This is a genomic window from Paenibacillus plantarum, assembly GCF_013141695.1.
In the GTDB taxonomy this organism is placed as follows: domain Bacteria; phylum Bacillota; class Bacilli; order Paenibacillales; family NBRC-103111; genus Paenibacillus_E; species Paenibacillus_E plantarum.
The window spans coordinates 1-20,892 of the sequence record NZ_WHNY01000006.1 but is presented as its reverse complement, the minus strand read 5'-3'; the positions used below and the strand labels follow the sequence as shown (position 1 = coordinate 20,892).

General features: G+C 45.5%; 18 protein-coding genes. 12 read left to right on the top strand and 6 right to left on the bottom strand.

The window, feature by feature from the left end:
- The first annotated feature begins 90 nt into the window (after window positions 1-90).
- From GC096_RS02535 to gyrA, 5 genes are read left to right on the top strand one after another with little or no spacing between them, the layout of a single operon-like run.
- Window positions 91-906, top strand: coding sequence for a GDSL-type esterase/lipase family protein (locus tag GC096_RS02535; RefSeq protein ID WP_171628742.1), 816 nt, complete (start codon window positions 91-93; stop codon window positions 904-906).
- Between the two features lie 12 nt (window positions 907-918).
- Window positions 919-1,881: an ABC transporter ATP-binding protein gene (locus GC096_RS02530; RefSeq protein ID WP_171628741.1), complete on the top strand. Its 963-nt coding sequence runs from the start codon at window positions 919-921 to the stop codon at window positions 1,879-1,881.
- 15 nt (window positions 1,882-1,896) lie between these two features.
- Entirely contained in the window at window positions 1,897-2,889 is a 993-nt protein-coding gene (locus GC096_RS02525; protein WP_171628870.1) for a DUF2705 family protein, read from the top strand.
- Between the two features lie 27 nt (window positions 2,890-2,916).
- Window positions 2,917-4,890, top strand: coding sequence for a DNA topoisomerase IV subunit B (parE, locus tag GC096_RS02520; RefSeq protein WP_171628740.1), 1,974 nt, complete (start codon window positions 2,917-2,919; stop codon window positions 4,888-4,890).
- A gap of 24 nt (window positions 4,891-4,914) precedes the next feature.
- Complete coding sequence (gene gyrA, locus GC096_RS02515) at window positions 4,915-7,356, top strand: DNA gyrase subunit A (protein WP_171628869.1); 2,442 nt, start codon at window positions 4,915-4,917, stop codon at window positions 7,354-7,356.
- Here gyrA and GC096_RS02510 read toward each other — a convergent pair.
- Window positions 7,347-7,514, bottom strand: a complete 168-nt coding sequence (locus tag GC096_RS02510; protein ID WP_171628731.1) for a hypothetical protein — start codon at window positions 7,512-7,514, stop codon at window positions 7,347-7,349. The genes gyrA and GC096_RS02510 overlap by 10 nt on opposite strands.
- A 332-nt stretch (window positions 7,515-7,846) precedes the next feature.
- Between GC096_RS02510 and GC096_RS02505 the strand changes: the two genes are divergently transcribed.
- Window positions 7,847-8,251: a MarR family winged helix-turn-helix transcriptional regulator gene (locus GC096_RS02505; protein ID WP_056621812.1), complete on the top strand. Its 405-nt coding sequence runs from the start codon at window positions 7,847-7,849 to the stop codon at window positions 8,249-8,251.
- A 15-nt stretch (window positions 8,252-8,266) separates the two neighbouring features.
- On the opposite strand, the gene GC096_RS02500 is transcribed toward GC096_RS02505, so the two are convergent.
- The 3 genes from GC096_RS02500 to GC096_RS02490 form a co-directional block, all read right to left on the bottom strand.
- A complete protein-coding gene (locus tag GC096_RS02500; RefSeq protein WP_312886168.1) occupies window positions 8,267-8,977 on the bottom strand; it encodes an RluA family pseudouridine synthase in 711 nt (236 codons plus the stop codon).
- A 3-nt stretch (window positions 8,978-8,980) separates the two neighbouring features.
- Window positions 8,981-9,847 (bottom strand): class I SAM-dependent methyltransferase, encoded by an 867-nt coding sequence (locus GC096_RS02495; RefSeq protein ID WP_056620772.1) that lies wholly within the window; start codon window positions 9,845-9,847, stop codon window positions 8,981-8,983.
- Window positions 9,848-10,084: 237 nt separating this feature from the next.
- The gene (locus GC096_RS02490) at window positions 10,085-11,206 is read right to left on the bottom strand and encodes a peptidylprolyl isomerase (protein WP_171628739.1); all 1,122 of its coding nucleotides are present in this window, start codon (window positions 11,204-11,206) and stop codon (window positions 10,085-10,087) included.
- 181 nt (window positions 11,207-11,387) lie between these two features.
- Between GC096_RS02490 and glgB the strand changes: the two genes are divergently transcribed.
- The 5 genes from glgB (at window position 11,388) to cls (ending at window position 18,662) form a co-directional block, all read left to right on the top strand.
- Window positions 11,388-13,394 carry a 1,4-alpha-glucan branching protein GlgB gene (glgB, locus tag GC096_RS02485; RefSeq protein ID WP_171628738.1) on the top strand — a complete coding sequence of 669 codons (2,007 nt, stop codon included), beginning with the start codon at window positions 11,388-11,390 and terminating at the stop codon, window positions 13,392-13,394.
- Complete coding sequence (locus GC096_RS02480; RefSeq protein ID WP_171628737.1) at window positions 13,337-14,485, top strand: glucose-1-phosphate adenylyltransferase; 1,149 nt, start codon at window positions 13,337-13,339, stop codon at window positions 14,483-14,485. Before glgB ends, GC096_RS02480 begins: the two co-directional genes overlap by 58 nt.
- Window positions 14,486-14,491: 6 nt before the next feature.
- The gene (glgD, locus tag GC096_RS02475; protein WP_171628736.1) at window positions 14,492-15,604 is read left to right on the top strand and encodes a glucose-1-phosphate adenylyltransferase subunit GlgD; all 1,113 of its coding nucleotides are present in this window, start codon (window positions 14,492-14,494) and stop codon (window positions 15,602-15,604) included.
- 52 nt (window positions 15,605-15,656) lie between these two features.
- Window positions 15,657-17,087: a glycogen synthase GlgA gene (glgA, locus tag GC096_RS02470; RefSeq protein WP_171628735.1), complete on the top strand. Its 1,431-nt coding sequence runs from the start codon at window positions 15,657-15,659 to the stop codon at window positions 17,085-17,087.
- A 114-nt stretch (window positions 17,088-17,201) separates the two neighbouring features.
- Entirely contained in the window at window positions 17,202-18,662 is a 1,461-nt protein-coding gene (gene cls / locus GC096_RS02465) for a cardiolipin synthase (protein WP_171628867.1), read from the top strand.
- An 83-nt stretch (window positions 18,663-18,745) separates the two neighbouring features.
- Here cls and GC096_RS02460 read toward each other — a convergent pair whose 3' ends face one another.
- Both GC096_RS02460 and GC096_RS02455 read right to left on the bottom strand, forming a co-directional pair.
- Window positions 18,746-19,171, bottom strand: coding sequence for a VOC family protein (locus GC096_RS02460; RefSeq protein WP_171628734.1), 426 nt, complete (start codon window positions 19,169-19,171; stop codon window positions 18,746-18,748).
- Between the two features lie 76 nt (window positions 19,172-19,247).
- Window positions 19,248-19,733: a MarR family winged helix-turn-helix transcriptional regulator gene (locus GC096_RS02455; protein ID WP_171628733.1), complete on the bottom strand. Its 486-nt coding sequence runs from the start codon at window positions 19,731-19,733 to the stop codon at window positions 19,248-19,250.
- Between the two features lie 109 nt (window positions 19,734-19,842).
- Between GC096_RS02455 and GC096_RS02450 the strand changes: the two genes are divergently transcribed.
- Window positions 19,843-20,793: an NADP-dependent oxidoreductase gene (locus GC096_RS02450; RefSeq protein ID WP_171628732.1), complete on the top strand. Its 951-nt coding sequence runs from the start codon at window positions 19,843-19,845 to the stop codon at window positions 20,791-20,793.
- Window positions 20,794-20,892 lie beyond the last annotated feature (99 nt).

The window sequence follows — 20,892 nt, the reverse complement described above, 5'->3', positions numbered from 1 at the left end:
CCGACGAATCTGTACAATGTTTGCAAATTTTGACGAGAAGCTATACTCTTAAATTGGAAATATGCCAATTATTCGCAGGAGGGGACAGCATTGAAATCATCTCGCTTCATCTGGGGTGCCATTGGTTTAACCGCGTCAATTTCTACGATTGTTTTCGCTGTTGGCTTTGCGTACGCAGCGAATCAAATATGGTTTCCTAAAGCGTCTGGAGATTTGCAACTTGCTACTCCAGCACCTACGAAACCATCGATTATTGAAAGCAGCAGCAAGCTGCAAATTGTCGCTCTGGGGGATTCACTCACTGCTGGAACTGGCGACAATACGGGCAAAGGCTATGTCGGACGCGTCCGTGAAAAGCTGGAAAAAGCAGTCGGTAAACCCGTCTTTGTGCTTAATAACCTCGCAATTCCTGGCTACAAAAGCGATCAGCTTCTTGCTGATTTAGCATTGAAGAAAACACAAGATGCACTAGCGCAAGCAGATATCATTTTGCTTACGATCGGTGGAAATGATATTTTTGCTGGAGGGGATGGGCTCTTCAAAGGAGATAATCAGACCGAATTTAATCCTGAAGCAGCAGAAAAACGAGTAGACCCAGCACTAGCCAAAATGGAAAAAATCATCTCGTCCATCAATCAAGCGAACCCGAAAGCAACGCTCTTATATATCGGTTTGTATCACCCTTTTCTTGATCTAGATCCATCGAGACAGGGTTCCTTAACCGTGCAACGCTGGAATAATGGCGTGTTTAAACTGACAAATCAATATCCACAGATGCTCATCGTTCCTACTTACGACCTATTTGAGCAAAATTTGATTAAATATTTATCATCTGCCGATCATTTTCATCCGAATGGGGATGGGTATGAGCGAATTGCGGATCGGATCGTCCAAATTTTAAAATAGGGAGGACATGCTATGGCTATAGCAGCAACGCCTAAAATCGTTTTATCTGTCAATAATCTTAAAAAAAGCATCAAAAACAAAGAGATCATTAAAGGCATTTCTTTCGATGTCTATGCTGGCGAAATATTTGGTTTTCTTGGGCCTAATGGATCAGGCAAAACAACGACAATTCGTATGCTCGTGGATTTGATTCGTCCTACGGAAGGGACTATTCAAATTTGTGGGTTTGATGTACATAAAGAGCATGACGAAGCGATGAGAAAAGTGGGCTGTATTGTTGAAAATCCAGAGCTTTATTCCTATCTGACAGGTTGGGAAAATCTCGAGCATTTTGCCCGCATGCTGCCTGATGTCGATGATAACCGGATTAAGGAAGTCGTGGAAATTGTCTCGATGGATCAGCGGATTCATGATAAAGTACGTACCTATTCACTTGGCATGCGCCAACGCTTAGGGATTGCACAAGCTTTATTAGGTCGACCTAGTTTACTGATTCTGGACGAGCCTACAAATGGACTTGACCCCCAGGGGATCAAAGAAATGAGGGAGTTTATACAACGATTAGCTGCAGATGGACTTAGTTTATTCGTCTCCAGCCACTTGCTAAGCGAACTTCAGCAAATGTGTCACCGTGTAGCGATTATTAGTCATGGTGAAGTGATTCAAGTTGGTGCTGTTGATGAACTCATTGCGCAAGGCGGCAGGGTGGTATGGACGGTTTCACCTAGTGAACAAGCGCAGCGCATCTTGCAATCTTCGGAGTTTGTGAGTTCTGCCATTGCGGTAGACACGGATAACCTATCTAACTTGCCAACAACGGTTAGGCAGATTTCAACACAAATGAATCAAGAAGACATTCCCAAGCTAAGTCATCTCCTTATCGAACAAGGAATTAGTTTATATGCTGTAGAAATCAAAAATCCAACACTTGAAGATTTGTTCTTGCGTCTAACCGAAGGGGAACGAATCGAGTAGGAGAAGGTGAATGAATTGACAGGACTCTATGCTTTAGTTAAAAATGAAATGATCAAAATGATTAAGAAAAAGCGATTTTATGTCATTCTACTTATTCTTCTTGCTTTAATTCCCATGTTCACTTATGCTCAAATGCGAGTTGCTCAACATACACAGAAGCAATTTGGTACTTCGGATTGGAAGGCAGATCAGCGTCAGAAAGTGACTGACTGGGAAAAACGTCTTAGCTCCGCTCGAACGCCAGATGAGTGGAAGCAGCAACTTCGCGTTCAAATTCAGATTGCAAACTACTATCTGGATCAAGATGTGAATCCAAGTTCGCCGAATGCGGTTACATTTACACGTGAATTTGTGAAAAATGCCGTAGGTTTATTTATTCCATTGATTATTATGGTCATTTCAGCAGATATCGTATCATCCGAGCATTCTACGGGGACTATTAAATTATTGTTGACAAGACCGGTCAGGCGTTGGAAAATCCTATTGAGTAAATTAATTACCGTTATCTTCTTCACCTCACTGACTGTTTTGTCGACGGGATTGATTTGTTACTTGATTTCTGGCGTTGTTTTTGGTTACAACGGATGGCACATGCCGATCTTCACAGGCATACAGTTGACAGGGGCAGATGTCGATTTTAGTCGTGTTCGCGCCGTGGATCAATGGTTCTTTCTCTTGATGGAATTCGGCTTAGTATGGTTTACAGCAATCGTAGTAGCGATCATGTCGCTGATGCTTTCTGTACTAATTCGATCAACCGCAGCAGGTATGGGGGTCATGCTTGCCGTATTAATATCAGGAACCATTTTATCGAACATGGTTTCCTCGTGGGAAACGGCTAAATATTTGTTTATGGTCAATTTGGACCTGACAAAGTATTTAACTGGAGGGATCCCACCTATTCAAGGTATGGATTTAGGGTTCTCGCTTAGTGTTCTAAGCGTATGGACTGTAGTAGCGCTTATCGTCTCGTTTACGGTATTTTCGCGCAAAGATATATTAAATTAGAGATTAAATAGATAAAGGAGGGCTCCAATGGCTGAGCAGCTAGAATTTGCGAAAGGGAAAGCCCCGACACCCACGACAGATTACGAAGCAGACGATATTCAAGTCCTGGAAGGGCTTGTTGCTGTTCGTAAAAGACCAGGGATGTACATTGGCAGTACCAGTTCTTCAGGTCTTCATCATCTGATCTGGGAAATCGTAGATAATGCAGTCGATGAGCATCTGGCTAAGCATTGTTCCAAAATTAATGTCACGATACATAAAGATCAATCGGTTACCGTCCATGATAATGGCCGCGGTATTCCAACTGGCATGCATAAGACTGGTGTTCCTACGCCACAAGTCGTATTTACCATCCTCCACGCAGGCGGTAAATTCGGTGGTTCGGGCTATAAGAAATCTGGAGGCTTGCATGGTGTTGGTGCTTCGGTAACTAACGCGCTTTCAGAGTGGTTGGAAGTAGAAATTAATCGCGATGGCAAAGTGCATAAGATGCGTTTTGAATATTGGGTTGATGATAAAGGCATTGAACATGTTGGTGAACCTGTAACAGGACTTGAGGTTATCGGCAACACCAATCGCACGGGGACGAAAGTAACATTCAAACCAGATAAGCGCGTCTTTCAAGGTGGAACGACGATCAATTACGATACACTAGCTGAGCGTTTGCAGGAAATTGCATTCCTTAACTCGGGTCTTCAAGTCAATTTGAAAGACGAACGCACTGATAAAGTGGATTCGTTTCAGTATGAAGGCGGTGCGAGCCAGTTTGTAGCCTTCCTGAACGAAGAGAAGACCGTTCTGCATCCTGTGATTCATTTTGCCTCGGAGAAGGATGAAATTGAAGTTGAAGTCGCTCTGCAATACAATGATGGCTATACGGAGACGATTGCATCCTTCGTTAACTCGATTCCTACTCGCGGCGGCGGAACCCATGAGACGGGTTTTAAGACTGCTTATACGCGTGTGATGAATGAATATGCCCGTAAAGGGGGCATTCTCAAGGAAAAGGATAAAAACCTCGATGGGACAGATCTCAGAGAAGGTATGATGGTTGTCATCAATATCAAAATGGGCGATGTCGAATTCGTAGGTCAAACCAAGGACCAACTAGGAAGTGCTATTGCACGTAGTGCAGTGGACGCCGTTGTATCCGATAAAATGACGGTTTTCCTCGAAGAGAACCCTCAAATCGCGCAAATGATGCTGAAAAAGGCCGTACAAGCATCCAGAGCGAGAGAAGCTGCCCGTAAAGCACGCGAAGAGATTCGCAGCGGCAAGAAAGGGAAGAGCGAGAGCTCGAACCTGAATGGGAAGCTTACACCTGCGCAATCGAAGGATTTGCAACGGAATGAGCTATTCATCGTGGAAGGTGATTCTGCTGGTGGATCAGCGAAGCAAGGTCGAGATTCAAAGCATCAAGCGATTTTGCCGCTCAAAGGTAAGCCGATGAATCCCGAGAAAGCCAAACTGTTGGATATTATGAAAAATGAAGAATATAAAGCCATTATTGCTGCGATCGGTGCAGGCGTCGGTTCTGAATTTGAATCAGAAGAGACGAATTACGGCAAGATTATTATTATGACGGATGCCGATACGGACGGAGCACACATTCAGGTCCTTCTGTTGACCTTCTTCTATCGCTATATGAAGCCGTTGATTGATGCGGGGAAAGTCTACATCGCTCAACCTCCTCTTTATAAAGTGACTAGGAAAGGGAAGGGCGGAGGTCACAAATATGCATGGACGGACGATCAATTAAACGTTGTAGTCAAAGAACTCGGCAAAAATACCGAGCTACAGCGCTATAAAGGATTAGGCGAGATGAATCCGGATCAGCTATGGGAAACAACGATGAATCCTGAAAGCCGGACGTTGCTGCAAGTACAGATTGAAGATGCCGCGAAAGCAGAACGACGTGTGACCACGTTGATGGGCGATAAAGTAGATCCACGTAAGCGTTGGATTATCGAGAATGTTGATTTTACGGAATATGTTGAGTAGACCAAAAAGAGTGGTGACGTGAAATTGGGTATTTTAGAAGAGTTTTTACCAGCCTATTTGGAGGAGATCGTGGGTGATCGCTTCGGTAGGTATTCCAAATATATTATTCAGGATCGCGCGATTCCCGACGTTCGAGACGGCTTGAAGCCTGTTCAACGTCGTGTTCTGTACGCCATGTACGACTCAGGCAACACACCTGATAAGCCTTACCGGAAGTCTGCAAAAACCGTAGGGGACGTCATGGGGAATTATCATCCGCACGGAGACGCGTCCATTTATGACGGTATGGTTCGTATGGCGCAGCCATGGAAAATGGGGCATACGCTCGTGGATGGTCACGGAAACTGGGGTTCATTAGACGATGATCCACCTGCGGCTATGCGTTACACTGAAGCACGTTTATCTGAAATCGCGATGGAATTACTCCGTGATATCGAGAAACGTACGGTTATGTTTAAAGATAACTTTGATAATTCCACTAAAGAGCCTACTGTCTTGCCTGCCAGATATCCGAATCTGCTTGTAAATGGGGTTAGTGGTATCTCGGCGGGGTTTGCGACGGAAATTCCGCCACATAATTTGCGTGAAATTATTGACGCTTGTACAGCCATGATCGATAAACCTGACGTTACACTAGATGAATTAATGGCGATTGTAAAAGGACCGGATTTCCCTACTTCAGGCATCATCATGGGTGAAGAAGGTATCCGTGATGCGTATCGGACAGGTAAAGGCCGTATTTATATCCGCTCCAAAACCGCGATTGAAGAAATGCGCGGAGGCAGACAGCAGATAGTAATTACGGAAATTCCGTATCAAGTGGTGAAATCTCGTTTAGTAACCGCGATGGAGAACATCCGTCTGGAGAAGAAAATCGAGGGAATCGCGGAAGTTCGGGATGAAAGTGGAAGAAATGGACTTCGTATCGTAGTGGAGCTCAAGAAGGAAGCGGATGCACAAGGGATTTTGGCCTATTTGCTGAAAAAGACCGACCTGCAAGTGACGTATAACTTCAACATGGTGGCCATTGTGAACAAAGCACCTCGTCAACTCGGTATTCGCGAGATTCTGGAAGCTTATATTGAGCACCAGAAAGAAGTGGTGACATTCCGCTCACAGTATGAGCTGGAGAAGGCAGAAGATCGCGCACACGTCCTTGAAGGGCTCGTAAAAGCCTTAAATATTTTGGACGAGGTTATTGCGACGATTAAAGCTTCGAAAAATCGGCAGGACGCACAAAATAATCTCGTAGCGAAGTTTCAATTCTCGGAACGCCAAGCTGATGCGATCCTTGTCCTGCAATTATACCGTTTAACGAATTTGGAAATCACAACGCTGGAGAAGGAATTGAAAGATGTTGAGAAAACAATTGCGTACTTGCGCGGGATTCTTGGCAGCTTGAAGAAACTACTAGGCGTTATTAAAGATGAGATGGGCGAGATTCGCAAGAAATATGGGATCGATCGCCGCTCCGAGATTCAAGGAGAAGTCGATGAACTGAAAGTTAATCTAGAAGTTCTTGTAACGGCGGAAGATGTGCTTGTCACCTTGTCCAATGAAGGCTACTTGAAGCGTACAAGCAAGCTTTCCTTCACACGTTCAGGTGGTGAGCTTGAGAATACTGGCTTGAAGGATGGCGATTACCTTCGATTCTTGCTGGATGTCAATACGATCGAGAGCTTGCTGATCTTCACGAAGAAGGGGCAATACTACTTATTGCCTGTCCATCAAATTCCAGAGTATAAGTGGAAAGAGAATGGAACAGCGATCGTGAATGTCATCCCGATTGCGAAGGAAGATCGCATCGTGAATGTCATTCCTGTGAAGGGCTTCGAGGATCCGACGAAGTCACTCGTATTCGTTACACGAAAAGGTCAAGTGAAACGGACAGAGCTGAAGGAATATATGACGAATCGCTCTAATGCGATCGTTGCGTGTAAACTTGGTGAGCAAGATGAAGTGCTTCATGTTCAAATGAGTGACAATACGAAGGAAATTCTTCTCGTCACGAAGCAGGGCATGAGCATTCGTTTCCGTGAGGAAGAAGTAAACCCGATGGGCCGTGCAGCCGCGGGTGTACGCGGCATCCAGCTCAAGGAGGACGATGAAGTCGTATCAGCTGAGTGGATCTATGGGGATGAAGGGGAAGTACTGGTGATCTCGGACCTCGGGTATGCGAAGCGATCTCTCGTTGTAGACTATCCAATTCAAGGTCGCGGCGGGAAGGGGATTATTACCTTCGAATTCAAAGAAGGTAAGCGTGTCAGACCTAACGGTTCAGCTTTAATCCGGACATTTATTGTGAAAATGGATTACTTGATTACAGCTGTGATGAGTAATGGCGAGAAGCTGCGATTCTCAACAGAAACAGCTCCGTTAGAAGATCGCAAAGCCCAAGGCAAATCACTAATTCCTGTGACGAAAACAGAATCGATTGTTGAGATTTTACGCTTTCCTCAATCGTAACTAACCGTTGGTGGATCCAATCTTTCAATTAATGCAAAAGCTAACTCTAATAAGACCCACAGAGGCATCGGTTCATCTAATCGATCCAGCCACTGTGGGTCTTTTAGCATACCGGCTTCCAGCGCTTTTTTGCCTAGCTCCACTTTCCAAGCTTCCAATCCAATCACTCCTTGAAAGTAAGTTTACAGCCTTGCACGGTCACGTTTCTCCGAAAGTATAGGGACTCGTTGTTGATTACAAGGGTGCATGACACCTTCGATCAGTATATGTAAGTACTGGGCAACTTGTTAAAAGAAGTCGATTCGCTTGACATTCCACACATGACTAGACAAACTCTGTGATGGCTCGACATCAGGTATCAGCAAACCACAGCAAGTCTATGAATCTCGCAATTTTTGTAAGAAAATATTAATGGCATTAATCTTTAAAGTAGAGAAAAGGCATGCTATACTTGCTGTAAATAGGTGAAAATGGAAGCGAGTTGATGAGGATGTATTCCGATGAATTCGGAAAGCTATGGCTAAAATTATCGAAGGAATTGAAAAATCAGATGGAGGTAGGCTTAGCCCCTACGATTACGGAAGGACAACTGAATGTGCTTGAATTGCTCCTAGTCCATGAACGTATGAAGCCTTCGGATTTAATCGAGTATTTATCCACGACACCTGCTGCCGTTACAACCTTATTAGACCGGATGGAAAAAGCGGAGTTGATAACCCGTGTGCGAGATGAGAAGGATCGCCGAATTGTGTGGATCCATGTGACGGATAAAGGAAAAGCGGAATGCGAGAGAGGCCGTGGAATCCGTGAAGAACTGTTGGATTCGTACCTGAATCGCGTTTCCGCTCATAATCAGAAATTGCTTATTTATTTATTGGGCAAGGTTGCGAATTAAATGGCCTTCATCCCCTCATAGCTCGGGGATGGTAAATTCGTTCCAAGGCCGCTGCACAGGTGGCAGCGACCGGAAGTGCATCTGCTCTCCCCGCACAGGATGCTCAAAGGCAAGGGCCGTGGCCCACAGCGCGAGCTGTTGGCCTGGTTTGTTGACAGCGCTGCCGTAGCGCTGGTCCCCGTACAGCGTGCAGCCAATGGCGGCCAGCTGCACGCGGATCTGATGCGGCCGCCCGGTGTGCAGCTTGATCTGGATCAAGCTGAGCCCGTCTTGGCTGCCGAGCAGCTTATAGTCCAGCACCGCCTCCTTGGCGTCCTGCTGGCCTGCCTTGACCACGCTGACGGTATTCGTCCGCGTATCCTTCCACAGCCAGTGGCGCAGCGTAGCGGCTGGCTGGGAGGGTTTACCGTGCACGACAGCGACGTACGTCTTGTCGAGCTGCCTAGTTCGTACCGCGTCCGATAATCGGGACGCGGCTTTTGACGTTTTGGCGAAGACCATCACGCCGCCAACGGGACGATCCAAGCGATGGACAAGCCCGAGGTAAACATTGCCGGGCTTGTTGTAGCGCTCCTTGATGTCCGTTTTCAAGGCGTTCAGCAAGTCAAGATCACGTGACTCGTCTTCCTGCGTAGGCATGTTGACGGGCTTCTCAACCACGAGTATGTGGTTGTCTTCGAAAATAATCGGTATCTGCGATGCACCGTAATCATCCTTCAATGCCACCGTTTACGCCTCCCAGCGTCCCAGAATACCGCAAGGGAGCATAAGGCCGGAGTGGGTGATCGGAAGGCCGATTTCACCGCTGGAGATCGTACCGCCATGCTTGTCTTTCATCGCCATTGTCAAAATGTTCTGAAGCACAGTTGCCGAGATGCCTGTCGTATAGGAATTGATTAACAGGAACAAGGGGTTGTCCGTCAAAATGGATTGGCAAGTCTGGATGAAAGGGAAGAGGTCATCCTCCAATTTCCAGGTTTCACCGTTAGGCCCACGTCCGTAGGATGGTGGATCCATAATAATCGCATCATACTTGCTGCCGCGGCGTTGTTCTCTTTGTACGAATTTGAAAACATCATCCGTAATGAATCGAACAGGTCTAGAACCCATGCCGCTCAGATGCAAATTCTCCTTCGCCCATTGTACGACCCCTTTAGAAGCATCCACATGGCATACTTCCGCACCAGCATGCGCACACGCAAGTGTTGCTCCTCCTGTGTATGCGAAGAGGTTGAGTACTTTGATCGGACGACCAGCACCCTTAATCTTGTCCATCATCCATTTCCAATTGACCGCTTGCTCAGGGAAAAGACCCGTATGCTTAAAGCTAGTAGGCTTAATATAAAAGGTCAGTTTCTGATCATACGTAATCGTCCAACGCTCGGGGAGCTCTGCATTTTGTTGCCATTGGCCGCCGCCGCTGGAGCTGCGGTGATAATGCGCATCAGCTTGACGCCAAGCAGGCGTTTCTTTCTGTAGTGGCCAAATAATCTGCGGGTCAGGTCTGCGAAGAACAATCGTCCCCCAGCGCTCTAGCTTTTCGCCGCCCCCTGTATCGAGCAGTTCATAATCGACCCAATCTTTTGCATAAAACATGTTGTAATCCATCCTTCAACTTGTAAACTTTTCTAAACATCCATTGTACACCATTTATATAAGTTGTTCAAAAAGTCGTCTTTTGATCACGAAGCAACCCAAGAAGTGTATTCGACATCGAATCTTGCGCTCACCTTCGAAGTCCGGTACTCATGTAGTTAGCCTACACTCCGCTCCTCCTTCTTCAGGTTCTCGCAACCTTCTTGGTGCTGAAAATCCGACTTTTTGAACTCTCATTTATTGACCTAAATCGATCTTTTCAATCAGACCAGGCAGTTCTTTTTCAGTAAATTGTTGGAATTGCGCCTGCTCAAGTGAAGCACGCAGTGATTCTTTTACTGCAGCAAAAGGTTTAACAGAACGAGAGTCAACTTTGATCACGTGGTAGCCAAACTCGGTTTCAACGGGATCACCAATCGTGCCAACCGCTTGAGAGATCGCTGCTTTTTTGAATCCTTCAACCCACTGGCTCACATCGGCATCAGCATAAAGACCACCATTATCCTTTGAACCAGGATCTTCGGAGTATTGCTTAGCAAGCGCTACGAAGTCTCCGCCATTTTTGAGCTTCGTTTGAATATCCTTGGCAAGTGTAAGTGCTTCTGCTTTTGTACGAAGGGTTTTGCCTTCGGCGTCGTTAAGTCCGATCAAAATATGACGTACGGAAGCGATCGTAAACGCATCTTTATTCGCTGCAAGTGCAGCATCGTATTGTGCTTTCAACTGAACGTCTGTAATACTCGATTTCACATAGTTAATCCCTGTCATGCTGCCAACGAGGTAATATTGAAGATTAAGTTCCGTTGAATTCGCTGATTGCAAGTCTGCTTTAAATTTATCTTCCCCAAACTGTTGCTTCCAAGCTGCTACTTGTGCAGCTGCGGCTGTTTTTGCTGCAGCCTGATCTGCTTCGGATGAGCGACTATAGAGAATTCGGTTCGTCACTAATTCTTTAAGAACACTAGTCTGATACTCAAGATTATCCTTCGAAGCAGCATGCGAACCATTGAACAAAGCCTTAAGGTTAAAGAAAGCATCGAATTCTGCCTTCGTCACCGTTCCGCCTGTGTATGTTGCAACGACTTGATTCGGATTGTTTCCAACCCATATTGTGCTTGTTGCATCATCCCACGTAACTTTCTTGCCAAGTGCGTCGCTCATAAAGCGCAGGGGTACATAGGTATCCCCTTCATAAATGAAACCTTTACCAGCCGTTGGTGTTTTTTCGACACCATCAAACATATACGTCAGATTACGGAAAGCTACTTCGATTTGTGTACCAGCTGCCAATGCTACAGTTCCACTTAGAACAGAACCAATGGTTAAACCTACGATAAGTCCTTTTACTTTATCTTTCATTATGAGTGATCCACCTTTCATTTCTTGTCCTATCAATAATTCACCGAAGGTTGAGAGATTTCCTTTTTTTTATTCGTATCGAATTGAAGGAATTCCTTACCTGTTTGTTGTATTTGTAGAGGTAGAGCCGAATTGATACACACATCTTAGTTCAAAGACATGTCGAAATAGGGGGGATAATGTGGGAGCAAATGTTGGTATACCCAGCTCCGAGGATTTGTTTCTGCTTCATGAAGGATCCCTTTTCCACAGCTATCGAATCTTAGGGGCACATGTTAGCAAAGAAAAAGGTCATGAAGGTGTTCGATTCGCCGTATGGGCACCGCATGCGAGAACCGTGTTTGTACTTGGAGATTTCAATGATTGGCTATCCGGCGAGCATAGGATGGAAAAAATTAGTTCATTAGGACTCTGGATGATCTTCATTCCAGAAGCACGTGAAGGCGACTACTACAAGTTTGAAATTCATAGTCAGACAGGACAGATTTTGTTAAAAGCGGATCCCTATGCTTTCTATTCTGAATTAAGGCCCGGTACGGCATCGCGGGTGGTTGATTTAGAAGGGTATGATTGGCAGGATCAAGCCTGGCAGCAGCAGAAGAAAGAAGTCCCCGCTTATAACAAGCCGCTGTCCATTTACGAAGTACATTTAGGCACTTGGCGTAAAAAAGATCGTACAAGCGAGGAGCAGTACACGTACGAACAATTAACGACTGAATTGGTGGATTATGCGGCTGATATGGGGTATACGCATATTGAAGTCATGCCGCTAGCGGAGCATCCTTTCGATCGTTCGTGGGGTTATCAAGCAACAGGGTACTTTTCGGTAACTAGTCGGCACGGTGCCCCTAAGGATTTCATGCGATTCGTAGATCGCTGTCATCAGAAGGGAATTGGGGTCATTATGGACTGGGTCCCAGGTCATTTTTGCAAGGACAGTCACGGTCTTCGTCAGTTTGATGGCAAGCCTTTGTATGAATATGAAGACCCGCGCAAAGCAGAGAAGCTGGAGTGGGGGACACTTACCTTCGATTTCGGCAGGCCGGAGGTTCAGAGTTTCTTAATCTCAAATGCCTTATTTTGGATGGACATGTATCATATGGATGGGATCAGAGTAGATGCTGTTGCTTCTATGCTGCACCTTAATTTCGGCAGATGGAATGAGGAGCCCATTCGAAATCAACTCGGTGGCGAGGAGAATTTGGAGGCAGTTGCGTTCATCCGCAAGCTGAATCAAGTTGTATTCTCCTATTATCCAGACGCGCTGATGATGGCGGAAGATTCGACGGATTGGCCGCTTGTTACGGCACCTGTGCACGAAGGTGGACTTGGATTTAACTACAAGTGGAATATGGGCTGGATGAACGATATGCTAAAATATATGAAACTGGATCCCATCCACCGCAGATATAATCATAAGTTGATTACCTTCTCGTTCATGTATGCATGGAGCGAAAATTATGTACTGCCTTTGTCACATGACGAGGTCGTGCATGGTAAGCGTTCACTCCTGCATAAGATGCCAGGAGACTATTGGCAGAAATTTGCTAATCTTCGTGTATTATATGGCTATATGTCGGGGCATCCAGGGAAAAAACTGCTCTTCATGGGAAGTGAATTCGGTCAATTCGATGAATGGAAGGATCTCGAAGAGCTGGATTGGTTTCTGTTAGACGGTTACGAGAAGCATGAGCAGATGCATCACTACGTGAAGTCGCTCAATCAATTTTATTTGAACGAATCCGCCTTGTGGCAGCTGGATCATGATCCAGAAGGCTTTGCATGGATTAATCCCCATGACGAGAGCCAAAGTGTTGTCACTTATATGCGAAAAGGGAAATCGCCGGAGGATGAACTTATTCTTGTGTGTAATTTCACACCTGTTGTTCATCCGGATTATCGGATCGGCGTTCCGAAATTAGGTCTCTACGAAGTTGTATTTAATAGCGATGCTACAGAATTTGGTGGTTCCGGACAAGGAAATACGCTGCCAATCACAAGCAAGGCAAGTCCCATGCATGGTATGCCATACAGTTTATCGTTATGTATTCCGCCGCTTGCGGCTGTCTATATCAAGTGTGTGAGTGAATTCCAATCAGAGATTGATGAAGGTGAAGGGGGAAATCAAATATGCGCAGTAAAGAATGTGTTGCTATGCTCCTCGCTGGAGGAGAAGGGCGAAGATTAGGCGTACTGACGAACAATTTAGCTAAGCCAGCTGTTCACTTTGGCGGCAAATATCGCATCATTGATTTTACACTCAGCAATTGTACGAATTCAGGGATTGATACCGTAGGCGTTCTTACACAGTATCAGCCTCTTGTTCTCAATACGTACATTGGTATTGGAAGCTCTTGGGATCTTGACCGCAAGCATGGCGGTGTAACTGTACTGCCACCGTTCATGGAGCAAAAAGGCGGAGATTGGTACAAAGGAACTGCAAACGCGATTTATCGCAACATCGGCTTTATCGAACAGTATGATCCAGAATACGTCTTGGTCATCTCGGGTGACCATATTTATAAAATGGATTACGATCTCATGCTTTCTTATCACAAAGAGAAAAAAGCGGACGCAACGATCGCTGTAATCGAAGTGAAATGGGAAGAGACTAGCCGATTCGGCATCATGAGCGTAAATGAGAAGCAGGAGATTACTGAATTCGCTGAAAAGCCGAAGGAAGCAAACTCCAACCTGGCTTCTATGGGGATTTACATTTTTAACTGGAAAGCATTGAAATCGTATTTGCTTGAGGATGAAGCGAATCCTGAGTCTAGTAAAGACTTTGGGAAAGATATCATTCCGATGATGCTGAAGGATGAAGCGAGAATGTTAGCTTATCCATTCGAAGGCTATTGGAAGGACGTCGGAACCATTGATAGTCTATGGGAAGCGAATATGGACCTTTTAGATGACAATAATGAGTTAAACTTAAATGATAAAGACTGGCGTGTATATTCACAGAATCCGTACCAACCTGCACAATACGTAGCGCCTACGGCAAATATTAAACGTTCATTGGTGAATGAGGGCTGTGCGATTTTTGGAGATGTCGATCATTCCGTTCTCTTTTTCGGTGTTCAAGTTGGTGAAGGCAGCCATATTAAAGATTCAGTCATTATGCCGAATGCTAAGATTGGTAATAACGTAACGATTATCAAAGCGATTATTGGTGAGAATACGGTCGTTGAAGATGGTGCGGTTGTTGATGGCAATGGTGAAATTGTACTTATTGGCGGTAACGAACGGGTAACAGGCTACGCTAATCAGAAGGGATGATGTCAGATGAAACATGTGATGGGAGTCATTAATTTAGTCAATGAACCGGATGATTTGGAGGAACTGACTTATTTCCGCTGCCCGGCATCTGTGCCTTTTGGTGGTCGTTATCGGTTAATCGATTTTGCACTCTCGAATATGGTGAATTCAGGGATTGACAATGTAGCTGTATTCACACAACACAAATATCGTTCGCTCATGGATCATCTGGGATCTGGAAAAGAGTGGGATTTGGATCGTAAGCGTGGGGGACTTTTCGTCCTACCTTCCGTACTGGATGAACCGACGGGCATCTCGCGCGGTGATTTGTATCAGTTCTATAGTCATCGTGACTATTTCTACCGCGGTAAAGAAGAGTTCGTCATTATTTCCCGCAGCCATATGGTGTGCAATCTGGATTTGAACGATGCAGTGCGTTATCACGAAGATATGCAAGCGGATATTACCGTGATTTATAAGCAAACCGATGAAGAAGTCCATGGGAAATTCCGTCGGATGGCTGTGAAAGACACCGGTCAAGTTACTTTGATGGAAGATCACACGGGCCGACTGCGGACGAATAACATTTCCATGGAAATGTATATTATGAGCAAGGCTTTACTGCTGGATATGGTCGAATCCTGCTTAGCGCAAGGATATGATCATTTGGTGCGTGACGGCATTATGAAAAACATTGATAAGCTTAGCGTGTATGGCTATAAGTTTGAAGGGCATCTGGGAATTGTGAACTCGATCCAAGGCTACTACAAACACAGCATGCAGCTGCTGAATCCAGCGATTTGGCGCGAGCTGTTCTTCCAGAAGAATAATCTGATCTATACCAAGGTTAAGGATGAGCCGCCTGCCAAATATTTGGACTCCGCTTCCGCTAAGAACGCACTTATCGCAAATGGTTGCCAGATTGAAGGAAAAGTGGAGAACAGCATTCTGTTCCGCGGGGTGAAGATCCGTAAAGGCGCCTACGTGAAAAACAGTATCATTTTGCAAAACTGCGAGATTGAGGAAAACGTAATTATCGAGAATGCGATTCTGGATAAGGATGTCTTCATTAGCCGCGGGCGGGTATTAACTGGTGACAATAAAGCACCATTCATTGCAGCGAAAACCAAAGTGATCTAATCGCAAGTTCGTGTGATAGATCAGGTTATAGCAAAGTTGGAGGAGTGGCAAGATGAAAATACTGTTCGCGGCTTCGGAGGCCGTTCCTTTTATAAAGACAGGCGGATTGGCGGATGTGATTGGCTCCTTACCTAAGGAGCTGACGCGTCAGGGACTTGATGTACGTGTTATTTTGCCCAAATATGGTGATATCCCGGCTAAGTTTAGAGATCTGATGACACACGTGACGTCATTTGATGTGCAGTTGGGCTGGCGCAAGCAATATATCGGAATTGATATGTTGGTGCATGAAGAGGTTACCTATTATTTCGTCGATAATGAGTTTTATTACAAGCGATCTGGTATTTATGGCTTTGGAGATGAATCGGAGCGATTTGGCTTCTTTTGTCGAGGTGTCATTGAGGCCCTGCCGTATCTGGATTTCCAGCCGGATGTGATTCATTGTCACGATTGGCAAGCAGGTATGATTCCTGTGTTACTGAAGGCTCATTATCAGCACTTGCCTTTCTTTAGCGAGATCAAGACGATGACGACCGTTCATAATTTGAAATACCAAGGTGTATTTGGCCAACAAGTGTTCAAGGATTTGTTCGGTTTGTCGGATGACCACTTCTCTGGAACAGCGCTAGAGCTTCATGGTGGTGCAAGCTTCCTGAAGGGTGGACTGTTGTATTCAGATCAGATAACAACGGTTAGTCAGACGTATGCGGAGGAGATTCAAACTCCTTATTATGGTGAATTCTTGGACAGCCTGTTGCGTCACCGCAAGGATCAATTAACGGGCATCGTGAACGGGATTGATTACGACGTGTTCGACCCTATGACGGATAAGAATCTGGTTGTAAATTATCGGGATTCTTTACCGAAGAAGACGCAGAATAAAACGGCACTTCAGGAGCGTCTAGGACTTCCTGTGAACGGAGATATCCCGATGATTGTACTGGTAACTCGTCTTGTACAGCAGAAGGGTCTAGATCTGATTCAGCATGTGCTTCGCGAAATCTTAAGCTTGGACATCCAGCTTGTTGTTCTTGGTACAGGCGAGCCTGTCTATGAGCAAATGTTTCGGAACGCTGCAGTCACACATCCGACCAAAGTGTCGGCGCACATTTACTTTGATGAAGCGTTAGCACACCAGTTCTACGCAGCTTCAGATCTTTTCTTAATGCCATCACAGTTTGAGCCATGTGGGATTGGGCAGTTGATTGCGCTACGCTATCGTTCCGTACCGATCGTTCGTGAAACGGGCGGTCTGAAGGATACGGTGCAGCCATATAATGAGTTTACAGGAGAGGGCACAGGTTTCTCCTTCACGCATTACAATGCTCATGATATGCTTCACATCATCAGGCGAGCGGTTTTCTTTTATAAGAATGACCGTGACAGTTGGATGAAGATTCAGCAAAATATGAAAAAAGGTGACTTTAGCTGGCGCAAATCTGCGCAGCAATATATCACACTTTACAATGAAATGACCTCTTAAATACAGGATGAAAGCCTCTTGATTCGAAAGAATGAGGGGGCTTTTTTCGTTATTATGAAAATTCAGGTATAATAGATACAGATGAGTAAAGAGGGTTGGAGTGGTACAATGGGCATGGATTGGATTTCTCATATGTTGACCGTGTTGTTTGTCGTAAATATTTTATTGGCGCTCACGGTGGTTTTTTTAGAAAGGCGGAATGTGGCTGCTACGTGGTCATGGTTAATGGTGCTGCTATTCATTCCGATTCTAGGCTTTCTATTGTACGTGATGCTGGGTCAAAACTTGAGCCGGCGAAAGCTGTACAAATGGAATAAGCGCATGCAGGAGCGGATGCAGACTGTGATTGGTGAGCAGCGGCAGCAGCTTATGGATGGGACTTTTCCCTATATCGATCCGATGGTAATGGAGTATCGTTATTTAATTTATTTGAACGTAGCTACGAATGATTCATTTTTGTCGCAGGACAACGACGTACATATTTTCACAGATGGGGTCGAGAAGTTTAATGATTTGATTAGTCGAATTGAAGCTGCCGAGCACCATATCCACATGCAATATTATATTGTCAAAAATGATACCTTGGGTCAGCGGATCATGGAAGTGCTCACACGGAAAGCGAAGCAAGGGGTGACGGTTCGTTTTCTATACGATGATATCGGCTCGCGTACGTTGAAAGATTCATTTTTCAAAGATTTTTTATTGGCAGGTGGACACAAAGCGGCATTCTTTCCATCTCGTATTCCTTTTCTTAATTATCGTGTTAACTATCGGAATCATCGCAAGCTCGTGATTATTGACGGGCAGATTGGCTATATTGGCGGATTTAATATTGGAAATGAATATCTAGGACTAAATCCGAAATTTGGTTACTGGCGGGATACACATCTTCGATTGACTGGCAGCGTCGTGCGAGCGTTGCAATCTCGTTTCATACTGGATTGGAATCTTGCATCAACATCAACAGAATCATTGGAAGTAGATGTGACGTATTTTCCAGCCATTTTGGAGAATGCCGTACAAGGTAGGGTCCCGATGCAAATTGTCGCAAGTGGCCCGAATGAAACTTGGCCGCATTTCGTGTATACGTTTCTGAAGCTAATTCATTTGGCCAAAAGCCGAATCTTGTTGCAAACCCCCTATTTTATACCTGAAGAAAGTATGCTGAATGCTTTGCGAATTGCGGCGCTATCGGGGATTGATGTAAGGATTATGATACCTGAGAAGGCGGATCATTTATTCGTCCATTGGGCTTCGTTGTATTATGTAGGCGAACTGCTGCGTGCAGGTGTGAAATGCTATCTGTATGATTACGGCTTCCTACATGCCAAAACAATTATCGTAGACGGCAAAGTGGCCTCAGTGGGTACCGCGAATTTCGATATTCGCAGCCTACGGCTTAACTTTGAGACGAATGCGCTGATGTTTCATGAAGAGACAGCAGCAAAGCTGGAAAACACCTTCTGGAAGGATATGGATGGGTGTATGGAGTTGACGCTGGAGGAATATGAGAAGCGCTCGCTTCGCATCCGTTTCCTAGAGTCGATTTCGAAGCTGATTTCACCAATCTTATAGTGTATATAAAAAGGATTCCGTAAACTCACTTGAAGGAAGTGAGCTTTGGAATCCTTTTTCATTTTAGAAAGCTAAGTGTAGTTCTAGAAACTTTCACCACTATCAAGATTGAACTGCCAAAGAATGCCGAACTTGTCCTCAACTTGACCGTACAATTTACTCCAGTCCGTTGCTTGAAGTTCCATGGCAATTTTTCCGCCTTCTTTGAGCTTATGGAAAGCATTTTGGATTTCATCGGCGTTTGCGCTAACGTAGGAAAGACTGATGTTGTTTCCTACAACGTAAGGCATACCTGGGAATACATCGGAGAACATAAGCGGGCTTCCGTTAATATCTAGACGAGCGTGCATAACGCCATTTTTGGCTTCTTCAGGAAGCGGATAGTCAGGGTGAGCTGGCATGTCGCCAAATGTAATGATTTTGGGAGTGGGCAGATTAAATACTTCTGCATAGAAAGTCACAACTTCGCGAGTGTTTCCTTGGAAATTTAAATAAGCATTAATTGACATGACCATTCTCCTCTAAGTGTGAAATTGGGACAATCTCCTATATTCTACCACTGGTTACATACAAAATCCACCAGCCCTATAAGCTGAATAACAAGGACTGTAGTTGACTTCTGCCTTCAGCGGATAAGGAGTGGAGTACCTGATCAGAGGCTTCGCTCATCGCAGCACGAGCTTTCGCAATTAAGGGAGGTGCTTCATCCGTCAACTGGAGAAAGGTTGCTCGGCGGTCTTCAGGATCCGTCGTACGATGGATGAGCGCCTCTTGTTCAAGTGCGTCAACGAATTGAGTGACCGTGCGCGCTTTGATACCTAATTTGGCCGCGAGATCTGACATTCGAATTCGGCCTTCTTCCTCAATCGCAACGAGGACTCGCACGCGAGGCCCCGTTAAATAAGCTGGGATGCCTAACATCGCTAAGTGCTCCTCAAATTGCGTATGCAAACGATGAGTCGTACGTATCAATAGTTGTAAAATATCTCCTGCCGTTGGCGTGGATGGAGAAAGGCTGGAATCCTTGGATGGTGCCAGTTGATCAGGTGTATTGGTTTGAGTTGGCTTCATAGTCCTCCTTGACATCCGAGAAATTACTGAGTATACTCAGTTTAAATTCAATTGCTGAGTATACACATTAAATATAGCATACAAACGGAGAAAAGAGGAGAGATCCAAGATGAGTGATCCTAAGGACAAGCTAGACGTTAAGTTGATGCGTGCTGTGCGTTACCATGCTTTTGGTGAAGCTGAGGTGCTGCAAGTGGAAACAGTTCCTATTCCGCAGCCACAAGAAGGCGAAGTGCTTGTTCGCATCTATGCCGCTGGCGTTCTACCCGTGGATTGGAAAATACGCCGTGGATTGTTCCCGATGCCGGTTCAATTCCCACATATTCCGGGAACAGCTTTCGCGGGTGTCGTTGAGGCAGTTGGCGCAGGGGTGTCTACCTGGCAGCTTGGAGATCCTGTATTCGGCCGCAGTACGAAAGGCACTTATGCAGCGTACACGACTGCGCATGAGGATGCGATTGCCCGTAAGCCAGCTTCGATATCCTACGAAGAAGCTGCGATATTATCAGGAGGAGCCACAACTGCGTGGCGTGCCATTGTTTCAGAAGGCCAAGTGAAGCCGAATGAGCGTGTTCTGATTCACGGCGCAGCGGGCGGGGTTGGTATGTTCGCGGTGCAGTTCGCGAAGTGGATCGGTGCAGAAGTTATAGGTACGGCAGGGCCGACGAATGTTTCCTATGTGGCTTCCTTAGGGGCAGACAAGGTGATTGACTACACGTCTGAACGATTCGAAGAAATCGTACAAGATGTCGATTTCGTAATGGATACGGTGAGTGGTGACACACTTACACGCACATGGTCTGTTATGAAGCAAGGAGGCAGATTGGCTTCAATCGCGGGCCAACCGCCGTTGGAGAAAGCGAAGCAACACGGCATCGGTTTGATTCGTCCTGGCATCGCGACGAAGGAAGATTTGATTGCCATTGCTGGTCTAATCGATCAGGGAAAGCTAACAATTCACATCGAGCAAAGTTTTGCAATGGAAGATGTGCGCCTAGCACACGAGAAGAGCGAAACGGGGCACGGACGAGGTCGAATTGTGCTGCGGATGATTGATTGAGCTCTTTACATGAAATGCGTAACAAAGTACCTGCCGTCAAACCCTAACGACCTCACTAATACGCCTCTTTATCGAACTAGAAGAGCTCAGCTATAGGTT